This is a genomic window from Rhodococcus sp. 14-2470-1a, assembly GCF_002259425.1.
Lineage (GTDB): Bacteria > Actinomycetota > Actinomycetes > Mycobacteriales > Mycobacteriaceae > Rhodococcoides > Rhodococcoides fascians_E.
Window position 1 is genome coordinate 139430 of sequence record NZ_NPFZ01000005.1, and the last position, 10824, is coordinate 150253.

Sequence of the window (10824 nt, forward strand, 5' to 3'; positions counted from 1 at the left end):
CCCCCCGATTCGATCATGGCCGAAAAGAACGCAGTGCCCCGTCGCTTCTCGCGGCGGGGCACTACGTCCTCGCGCTCCCGTTCTGGCACGATGACTGGAATGGGCCACCGAATTCGGCGCGCCGGACACGCGACAATGGTAGGTGTCGCACTTGCGGTGCTCTCGCAAGGCGGTCTGTTCGCAGCACTGCTGACCGCAATGGTCCTGCTGCTGTGTGTCGTCGGAATCGGATTGTTTCTGCTGCCCGAGACCATCGCGCTCGTCCGGTGGGTGTGCTCGCTCGGCCGACAGCTGGCAACACATTCCGGCGTTCGGGTCGATGACCCGTATCGCCCGGCACCGGTGTCGGCGACCGGGCGTCCACTTGCCGGATTCGCTCGGTGGCGATGGATACTCAAGGACCCTGTCACGTGGCGCGACCTGGCCTGGCTGCTGCTCGGAGTCCCGGTCGGTCTGCTCATGATGTTGCCCGCCGCGCTGCTCTACTACGTCGGAGAGGGGATCGTTCTGGCCGCCGGTCTCTGGCGTCCGATTCACGACGCCGGCTACGGCCGCTGGTACGGTCCCATCCACATCGAGAGTTATCTCGACGCCGGTCTCGCCGCGATCGCCGCCGTCGGATTCTTCGTGATCTGGACGTACTTCGCCCCGACCATGATTCGCGCTCACGCATTGTTCACGCGCGCTCTACTCGGCCCGACGAAGTCCGAGGCGCTCGCCGCCCGTGCGCGACACCTCACGCGAACGAGGGACGACGTCATCGACTCCGGTGCCGCCGAGTTGCGCCGGATCGAACGCGATCTGCACGACGGGGCCCAGGCGCGACTCGTCGCGATGGGTATGACGCTCGGAGCCGTCGAGCGCACGCTGGAGAAGAACCCAGAGGCCGCACGCAAGCTGCTCGCCGACGCGCGGTCGTCGTCGGCTGCCGCCCTGACCGAACTACGTGATCTCGTGCGAGGTATTCATCCGCCCGTGTTGGCCGAGCGCGGCCTCGTCGACGCGGTGCGCGCGCTCGCTCTCGCGAGTCCACTTCCGATCGAAACCAGCTCCAATGTCATCGGACGGCCTCCTCCCCCGGTCGAGTCCGCCCTGTATTTCGCGGTGTCCGAAACGGTGGCGAACATCCTCAAGCATTCCGGCGCGAGTCACGCCGACATAGGCTTGACGTACGAGCACGGCAAGCTTCGTGCTCGTGTCGTCGACGACGGCCACGGCGGGGCCGCGTTCGACGCCGGTTCGGGTCTCGCAGGGATCCGCCGAAGGCTCGCGGCGTTCGACGGGAGCATGACCCTCGACAGTCCGTCGGGGGGACCTACGATCATCGACATGGAGGTGCCGTGCGCGTTGTCATCGCCGAAGACCTCTTCCTTCTGAGGCAGGGTCTCACCGCATTGCTCGAGTCCTTCGAGTGCACCGTCGTCGCTGCGGTCGACACCGGCGAGAACCTCGCCCAGGTGATTCTCGAGCATCGTCCGGACGTCGCGATACTCGACGTGCGACTGCCGCCGACGTTCACCACCGAGGGGCTGGAGGCCGCGCTGGCGATTCGCCGCGCCGTGCCTGCGTTCCCGGTGCTGGTGCTGTCCCAGCACGTCGAGCAACTGTATGCGCGTGAGCTGCTCGCCGACGGACACGGCGGAGTCGGATATCTCTTGAAGGACAGTGTCTTCGAACCGGATCAGTTCATCGACGCGGTGCGCCGCGTCGCGGGCGGTGGCACCGCGATGGACCCCGCGGTCATCGCTCAGTTGATGGCGCGTCGATCGCACGACGAGCCGATCGAAACACTCACCGCCCGCGAGAGAGAGGTACTCGCGCTGATGGCCGAGGGGTGCTCGAACACCGCGATCGCCGAACGACTCGTCGTCAGCGAGGGCGCGGTGACCAAGCACATCGGCAACATCTTCGGCAAGCTCACACTGTCGGCCGACAGCATCACGAACCGGCGGGTGCTGGCTGTACTCGCCTATCTGGGTGCCGGCTGACCTCCCGCGCATTCAGCCATTCGTCCACTGCCGCAGCGGTGGTGGCCGATTCGTCCTCGAGAATCGAGAAGTGAGTACCCGGCACCTCCACGAGCTCGTGTTCCGCGGTCCACGACGCTTGCCAGTCGATCGCGTCCGGAACGAACGGTGCCGACGCGCGCAGGAACAGAACGGGCGTGTCCATTTCCGTCGGTAGGCAGTCGAGAATCAGGTCGCTGTAGCGACCCATCGCCGCGAGCCGAAACGCTCCGAATCGTCCGAACGAGGATTCACGGTCGAGCATGCCGTCGAACATGGCCTGCCACAGCGACTCGTTGCCGTCACGTCCCGGCACGTACGTATCGACCAACACGACGGCATCTGCCGGAGTGCCCGCATCTTCCAGCACTGCCGCCGTCGCATGGGCGAACTGTCCGCCCGAGGAGTATCCGACGAGAACGACCGGGCGATCTCCGGCAACGGCGCGGACTTGGTGAGCGAAGACGTCCACGGCTGCGTCGGATGTCGCCGGAAGTGCCTCTCCATCAGCGAAACCCGGTATGGCGAGTGCGAGAACGTCTCGGCGACCACGGAATCGGGCCGCGAACCGCGCGTATTGCTGGGCACCACCGAGAGCCATCGGTGACGCGATGCACAGCAGGACCGGACTGGTGTCGCCGGTGACATCGGCAGACGCGAGCCGGACCGGGTCGGAGATCGGCCCGCTGTCGGCTGCGCCCGAGAAGCTCGGCAGGATGTTCGCCACCGATCCGAGAAGAGCCATGCCACCCGCCATGTCGCCCGACGCAGTCGCTCGCCGCAACAGAGCACCGATCGACTCCTGATCGTCGCGAACCGGAGTGCCACCTCCCGAGACCATGTCGCCGAGGTACGCAGCGAGCTGTTCCACCGTCGGATGATCGAACACGATCCCGGCCGAGAGTTCCAGACCTGTCGCCGACGCAAGGGCGCTTCGTAGCTCCATCGCAGACACCGAGTCCATACCTACCTCTAGGAACGGTGCCGCAGGATCGATAGCATCGACATCCGAATGCCCCAGGACTGCAGCGGTTCTCCTACGGACGAGATCCAGTAGTGCCTCGGAATCCATCTCGCTGGTTGAGAGCGGGGCGACCGATTCGCTGTACTGCGGCGCCGTGTCCACCGTGCCACCGGCACCCGCTTCGGAGTCGATCCAGAAGCGGCGCCGAGTGAAGGCGTAGGTCGGGAGCGTCACCGTTCGTGTGCCCGGAAAGAGCAGCATCCAGTTCGGTGAGAATCCATCCACGTGAGCTGCCGCGATACCCGCTGCGAATGCGTCGACCTCGGGGGTTCTCAAACTACCGAGTGCAACGAATCGCGCCGACGCGGGTGCGCTCGCAGGCCCGGCTCCCGAGAGCACAGCAGCCGGACCGACTTCGAGAAAACGCCCGATTCCCTGCGTGGACAATGCCTCCACGGTGGCCGAGAACAGGACAGGTTCACGGACGTGTCGTACCCAGAACTCGGGGTCGGTGACGACGTCGTTCGGTACCGACTCCCCGGTGACTGCGGAGACGAGCGGGATGATCGGTTCCTCGAAGTGCACAGATTCGACCACGGAACGGAACTCACCGAGCATCGGATCCATGAGCATCGAATGGAAGGCATGCGAGACTCGAAGTTCCTTGCTGCCGTCGAACTTCTCGGTGAGACTGTGCACATCCGCGGTGTGTCCCGAGACGACTACGGCGTCGGGGCCGTTGATCGCGGCGATCCCGACTCGATCCGTGAGATGCGGGGTGACGACGTCGGCCGACGCCTTCAGCGCTGCCATCGTTCCGCCGTCGGGGAGCGCATCCATGAGCGCGCCGCGGGCAGCCACGAGCGCTGCTGCATCGGCGAGCGAGAACACACCCGCGACGTGTGCTGCCGCGATTTCACCGATGGAGTGGCCCGCGACTGCATCCGGACGCATTCCGATCGACTCCAGCAATCCGAAGAGCGCAACCTCGTACGCGAACAATCCTGCTTGCGCGAACACGGTGCGCTGCACGGCGTCCGCGTCGTCACCGTGCAGAACCGACCGGGCCGACGGGAAGTCCTTCCCGAGACTGGCCCACGCAGCGTCGACGAGTTGCAGTGCAGCGTAAAATGTATCGGCGAACACCGGATACGTATTCGCCAGATCGCGGCCCATGCCGAGGCGCTGAGCTCCCTGACCGGTGAACAGAAACGCGGTGCCGCTGTCACGTCTCGATGTGCCGACGGCTGTGACCGGAGCGCCCTCCGCTACCGATCGAAGTCCCTCGATCAACTGGTCACGATCCGAGCCGAGCACCACTGCCCGATGCGTGAACGACGTGCGATGCGCACCGAGAGTTCGCGCTATATCCGTGATGGGTTCCGTAAGGACACTCGGCGCCGACGCCAACCGGGCAGCTTGCTCGGTCAATGCGTGCTGAGTCTTCGCGGAAATTGCCCACAGCACAGGAGCTGTCGACTGCTGCGTCGATCCGGGTGCCGGTGCGGACTCGACCGGATCCCCCTCCTCGATCACCACATGCGCATTGGTCCCACTGATACCGAACGACGACACCGCACCACGACGCACACCATCCACACCACCAACCCACTCCCGCGCCACCGACGCCACCTCCACCCCACCGGACCACTCCACCCGAGACGAGGGCGCACCCACATGCAACGACGCAGGCACCACCCCGAACCGCATCCCCAACACCACCTTCATCACACCCGCCACACCCGCAGCAGCCTGCGTATGACCCAGATTCGACTTCACCGAACCCAACACCAACGGCCCACCCACACGCCCACGACCATACGTCGCCAACACCGCCTGCGCCTCGATCGGATCACCCAACCGAGTCCCCGTCCCATGCGCCTCCACCACCTGCACACCCGACACACCCACACCCGCATCCACCAACGCCGCCCGAATCACCCGCTGCTGCGACGGACCGTTCGGCGCCGTCAAACCATTCGACGCACCATCGGAATTGACCGCCGAACCCCGCACCACACCCCACACCCGACGACCCGCAGCACGCGCATCCGACAGACGTTCCAGTAGAAGAACTCCCATTCCCTCCGCAAATCCGGCACCGTCCGCATCGTCCGAGAACGACTTGGACCGACCGTCAGGGGCGAGACCGCGCTGACGCGTGAATTCGACGAACGTTCCAGGAGAAGCCATCACGGTCACGCCGCCAGCCAAGGCCATCGAGCACTCACCACGACGCACCGCCTGCGCCGCCAGATGCAACGACACCAACGACGACGAACACGCCGTATCCACCGTCATCGTCGGCCCCTCCAAACCGAACGCATACGCCACCCGGCCCGACACCACACTGCCGTTTCCGAAACTGCGGAAATAATCGTGGTACATGACGCCGGCGAACACACCGGTATCACTGCCGCGCAACGACTCCGGAGCGATACCTGCGTCCTCGAATGCCTCCCATGCGCCCTCGAGCATCAGGCGTTGCTGCGGATCCATGGCCTGAGCTTCGCGGGGCGCTATGCCGAAGAACTCGGGATCGAAATCGGCCGCATCGTAGAGGAATCCGCCGTGCCGTGAGGACGACGAGTCCGGGCGCTCTCCGGCAGGGTCGTAGAGTTCCTCCACGTCCCAGCCACGATCGTCGGGGAACTCGCCGATGGCGTCGCGTTCGGTGATCAGAAGATCCCACAGATCGGCCGGGGACGAGACTCCGCCCGGGTATCGGCAGGCCATGCCGGTGATGACGACCGGATCGTCGTCGTCGACCGTGCCGCGGGTCGACGTGTCGGACTGCTGTGCGGTGGTGGCTTCGTCCCCGCCGAGCAGCAGACTCAGGAAGCCCGCCATCGCCGCCGACGTCGGATAGTCGAACACCGCGGTAGCGGGCAGTCGCTCCCCTACATCGGCGCTCAACGTGTTGCGCAGTTCGACGGCACCGAGGGAGTCGAAACCCAACTCGGAGAATGCCCGATCCGGTTCCACGGAACTCGCCGACGAGTACCCGAGGACCTCGGCGACCCGGCTGCGAACCAGTTCGAGCACCCGGTTTCGACGCGTCGCCGGATCGGCCGCTCGCAGCGCGTCGACGGGCGCTGCGAACTCGCTTGCTGCCGTCCGACGTGTCGTGGACCCGACGAGTCCGCGCAGTACGGGCGGCAGTGACGCGCCGCGCTCACGCAGACGCGGGATGTCCAGACGGACCGGAACGAGAAGGGCTGAATCGGAATTCAGGGCTGAATCGAAGAGCGCTGTCCCTTGCGATGCGGTCAAGTCTTGGAAACCAGTGCGCGCGATACGGTCTCGATCGGCGTCGGCGAGGTTCTCGGTCATGCCACCGACACCGATGGCCTCCCACGGGCCCCAGGCCAGCGACAGGCCAGGAAGGCCCGCCTGTCTCCTGCTGACGGCAAGCGCGTCGAGGCACGCGTTGGCGGCTGCGTAGTTGCCCTGCCCACGTCCACCGAGAACGCCGGCAAGCGACGAGAACAGCACAAATGCATCGAGCCTCAGGTCACGCGTCGCGTCGTGCAGCGCGAGGGCCCCGTCGACTTTGGGTCCGAAGACCGTTGCAATCCGATCGGGGGTGAGCGAGGCGATGGTACCGTCGTCGATCACGCCGGCGGCATGGATCACCGCGGTCAGCGGACGTTCGGGATCGATGGACTCGACGAGTGCCCGCACAGCGGCGCCGTCGGCGACATCGCACAGCGGGAGGTCGACGGTCGCGCCCACTTCGGTCAGTTCCGTGGCCAGTTCGCGAGCGTTGCCGCTGCGGCTCGGCAGCACCAGATGCCGCACTCCGTGCGCCGTCACCACATGCCGTGCAATCACTGCACCGAGCGCCCCTGTCGCGCCGGTCACGAGGACCGTCCCGCTTGTGTTCAGAGGTGAACCCGTCGGCACCACGTCTGCCCGCGCGAGCCTCGGACTCCAGCGAACACCGTCGCGCACAGCGAGCTGTGGTTCACCGCCCGGGTCTATTGCTCCGATGCCGCGCGCGTCCGTGTCTGTATCGACCAGAACCGCACATCCAGGATCTTCCGATTGTGCGGCCCGCACCAGTCCCCACACCGCAGCGCCCGCGAGATCGGGTGCCGGTTCACCCGACACCGACACTGCACCGCGCGTGACGAACACGACCGGCTCGTCGGAATCTTGCAGTACGGCAAGCGCTTCCGATGTCGCCTGTAGGATCGACCGACTGTCGGCACCCGAGGAGACCTCGTGCACTCGCGTCGGCGACTGCACTGCCGGCCCGCTGTCGGTCTCGGACCACGACATCGCGTAGAGCCAACGACGGGCGGTCTCGGACTGGTCGGGGGCCGAATCCGTAGTAGCGAGGGGACGGACACTCAGCGACTCGATCAGGGCTACCGGAGCTCCCACGGCATCAGCCAGTTCGACCCGCCACGACGTGGCACCGACGCGCGTCGAGGTCACGCGCACCGACGTGGCACCTGTGGCGAAGACATGGACGCCGGACAGGGCGAAAGGAACGGAGGCGGATCCTGCGTCTTCGGACGCGAACGCCAGCGAATGGAACGCCGCGTCGAGCAGTGCAGGGTGAATGACGACGCCACCGTCGATCGCTCCGTCGGAGACAACGTCGGCGTGGACGGATTCCGACGTGCGCCAGACGGAGCGGACACCCTGGAAAGTCGGTCCGTACCGGAGCCCACCCGAGGCGAGTCCGTCGTACAGATCGCCGACCTCGACGGCATCAGCTCCCGACGGTGGCCACTCGGACGGCGCCACAGGAGCCGCGGGGTCGGACGCCGTCACCGAGCCGGAGGCGTGGCGGACCCAGATCGTGGACTGAGCAGGCTCGTCTGTCGACGCCGAATGCACGACGAATGCCCTGCGCCCCTGCGCGGCGTCCGATTCCATCGTGATCTGAATACGCCGACCTGTCGAATCCGGCACGAGCAGTGGAGCTTCGAGTACCAGTTCCTCGATCGACGCGCATCCGATCAGGTCGCCCGCACGCAGCACCCAGTCGACCATCGCGGTCGCGGGTGCTGTGACCACACCGGACACGGTGTGATCGGCGATCCACGGCGCCGACCTCGTGGACAGAACGCCGCCGAACAGCAATGCTCCCGACTCGGCGACCGTCGATACCGTCGACATCACCGGATGCCCTGTCGCGTCGAGACCTGTCGACCGAATGTCAAGTTCACTGTTATCGGCTGTGGCCCAGTACTTGTCATGAACGAAGGCAGTGGTCGGTAGATCAACGCGCGCACCGGAACCGCCGAGCAGCGCCGTCCAGTCCGGAGAGTGCCCACCGCTGTGCAGAGCGCCGACGGCCGACGCAAGTGACGCCGTCTCGGACCGCCCAGCCCGTGCCGTGCCTGTCACCAGAACCGACTCGTGCGCCAGGTCGTCGTCGAGGCTCTCGCGCGCCATCGTCGTGAGTACCGAATCGGGCCCGAGTTCTACGAATCGGGACACACCGCGAGAGCGTAACGACGTGATGCAGTCCGCGAAACGTACCGGTTCACGCACGTGCCGAACCCAATACGCCGGATCGCAGATTTCCTCTGCCGCCACGCCTCCCGACAGTCCGGAGAACAACGGAATCGTGGGTTTCGTGAAGCGGACGTCGGTGAGGGCAAGGCGGAAACTTTCGAGCATGGGATCCATCGCCGACGAGTGGAAGGCATGGGAGACGGTCAGTCGGCGCGTCGTGTCGAAGTGTGCTGCAACAGCCTCGACGTCAGCGTCGACACCCGAAATCACCACCGATGCAGGGCCGTTGACCGCTGCGATGTCGACTGCACCGACCAGCTCGGCCCTGACATCGGATTCCGACGCACGGATCGACACCATGGCTCCGCCTTCGGGCAGTGCCTGCATCAACCGTGAACGCGCCGAGACGAGCGTGCACGCGTCGGCGAGGGTGAGCACTCCGGCGACGTGCGCTGCTGCGATCTCACCGACGGAATGGCCCGCGACGAATGCCGGACTCAGCCCCAAGGATTCGAGCAGTCGATAGAGAGCGACCTCGTAGACGAACAATGCAGGCTGGGTTGTCTCGGTGCGAGCAAGTTGTTCGGGCTCGGACCCGAACATGAACTGCTTCAGACGATCTCCCGCGGGAAGGTGCGACAGTACCTCGTCGAACGCGTCGGCGAAGGCGGGGTAGTCCGCGTACAGTTCGCCGCCCATCCCCGGCCGCTGAGATCCCTGGCCGGTGAACAGAAATGCTGTCTTGCCCTTCAGCACCCGCGCAGTCGGGCCGCTCTCCCCGATCGTGCGGAGGGATGCCAGCACTTCCTCTCGATCGCGGCCGATCGCGACAGCTCGATGCCGCAACGCGGCGCGCGACCTGACCAACGCCAAGCCGATGTCCGCATTCGACAGCCCGTCGGTGCCGGTGAATGCGTCGGCAAGGCTGTTCGCTTGCGCACGAACACCATCGGTGGTCGCACCCGATACGGGCCACACGATCATGGGCGGAACGACAGTCGGCTCCTCGGGGGCGACAGCGGGCGCACGATACTCCTCGACGACGAGGTGTGCATTGGTCCCGCTGATGCCGAACGACGACACTGCCCCTCGACGGGGATCTCCGGTCTCGGGCCACGACTTGGGCGCCGTCAGCAGTTCGACGGCTCCAGCGGACCAGTCGATCTTCGTGGACGGGGTTCCGACGTTGATGGTGTGCGGCAGGATGCCGTGCCGCATTCCCATCAATAGCTTGATGATCCCTGCGATTCCCGCCGCGGCCTGTGTATGACCGAGATTCGACTTGACCGACCCGAGTGCCAACGTATCCGTCCGGTCGGCGCCGTACGTCGCCAACAGCGCCTGAGCCTCGATCGGATCACCCAGAACCGTACCCGTGCCGTGCGCTTCGACTATCTGGACATCGGAGGCCCTCAGACCGGCCGAGTCGAGTGCCGCTCTGATGACCCGCTGCTGTGAGGGCCCGTTGGGAGCGGTCAGGCCATTCGACGCACCGTCGGAGTTCACTGCACTGCTACGCACGAGACCGTGGATACGGCGACCGTGCCGAACGGCGTCGCTCAGACGCTCGAGAACGAGTACACCGACGCCCTCGGACCACACTGTGCCCGACGCATCGTCGGAGAACGACCGGCAGACCGCGTCTTCGGCGAGACCGCCCTGTCGACTGAATTCGACGAAGGTGTCCGGGGTCGCCATGACGGTGACACCGCCCGCCAGCGCGAGCGTGCTTTCACCGCGCCGAAGCGACTGGGCCGCAAGGTGTACGCCGACGAGCGAGGACGAGCACGCAGTGTCGACGGTCATCGTCGGGCCCTCCAGCCCGAGGGTGTACGAAATACGTCCCGACACCACGCTTCCGCTACCGAAGCTGCCGACGTAGTCGTGGTACATGAGTCCCGCGAACACGCCGGTGCGGCTGCCGTGCAACGAGGTCGGGTCGATGCCCGCGTCTTCGATTGCTTCCCAGGAGTTCTCGAGCAAGATCCGTTGTTGCGGATCCATGATCTCGGCCTCGCGCGGACTGATCCCGAAGAACTCTGCATCGAATTCAGCTGCATTCGAGAGAAATCCACCCCTGGACACATAGGTCGTGTCGGGGCGTGAACGTGTGGGGTCGTAGACCGACTCCAGATCCCATCCACGGTCGTCGGGGAAATCCGCGATCGCGTCAGCGCCCGTGGACACCAACTTCCACAACCCGTCGGGTGAGGTGACTCCACCGGGATACCGGCACGCCATCCCGACGATCGCGATCGGTTCCGTCGCGGCCTCGGTGAGCGTTCGGTTCAACTCCCGCAGCCGTTCGGTCTCCTTCATCGATGTCCGGAGGGCGCGAATCACACGATCGTCGGGCGTGCTGGCGGTAGTCACTTCTCT

Annotated in this window: 3 protein-coding genes; 2 read left to right on the forward strand and 1 reads right to left on the reverse strand. The window is 65.7% G+C overall.

Features of this window, described 5'->3' with window-relative positions; all coding sequences use genetic code 11:
- The first annotated feature begins 135 nt into the window (after positions 1-135).
- Together CH292_RS03120 and CH292_RS03125 are read left to right on the forward strand one after the other, a co-directional pair.
- Positions 136-1377 (forward strand): sensor histidine kinase, encoded by a 1242-nt coding sequence (locus CH292_RS03120; RefSeq protein ID WP_256977894.1) that lies wholly within the window; start codon positions 136-138, stop codon positions 1375-1377.
- Entirely contained in the window at positions 1341-1988 is a 648-nt protein-coding gene (locus CH292_RS03125) for a response regulator transcription factor (RefSeq protein WP_094626751.1), read from the forward strand. The genes CH292_RS03120 and CH292_RS03125 overlap by 37 nt, the downstream gene beginning before the upstream one ends.
- Here the strand turns inward: CH292_RS03125 and CH292_RS03130 are convergent.
- Complete coding sequence (locus tag CH292_RS03130) at positions 1939-10818, reverse strand: type I polyketide synthase (RefSeq protein ID WP_218830164.1); 8880 nt, start codon at positions 10816-10818, stop codon at positions 1939-1941. The two genes, CH292_RS03125 and CH292_RS03130, sit on opposite strands and share 50 nt — an antisense overlap.
- Positions 10819-10824: the final 6 nt, after the last annotated feature.

What these genes read in the sequence shown, in the direction of transcription:
- CH292_RS03120 (WP_256977894.1), top strand. Translation starts at nt 136, where the DNA reads ATGGTAGGTGTCGCACTTGCGGTGCTCTCGCAAGGCGGTCTGTTCGCA.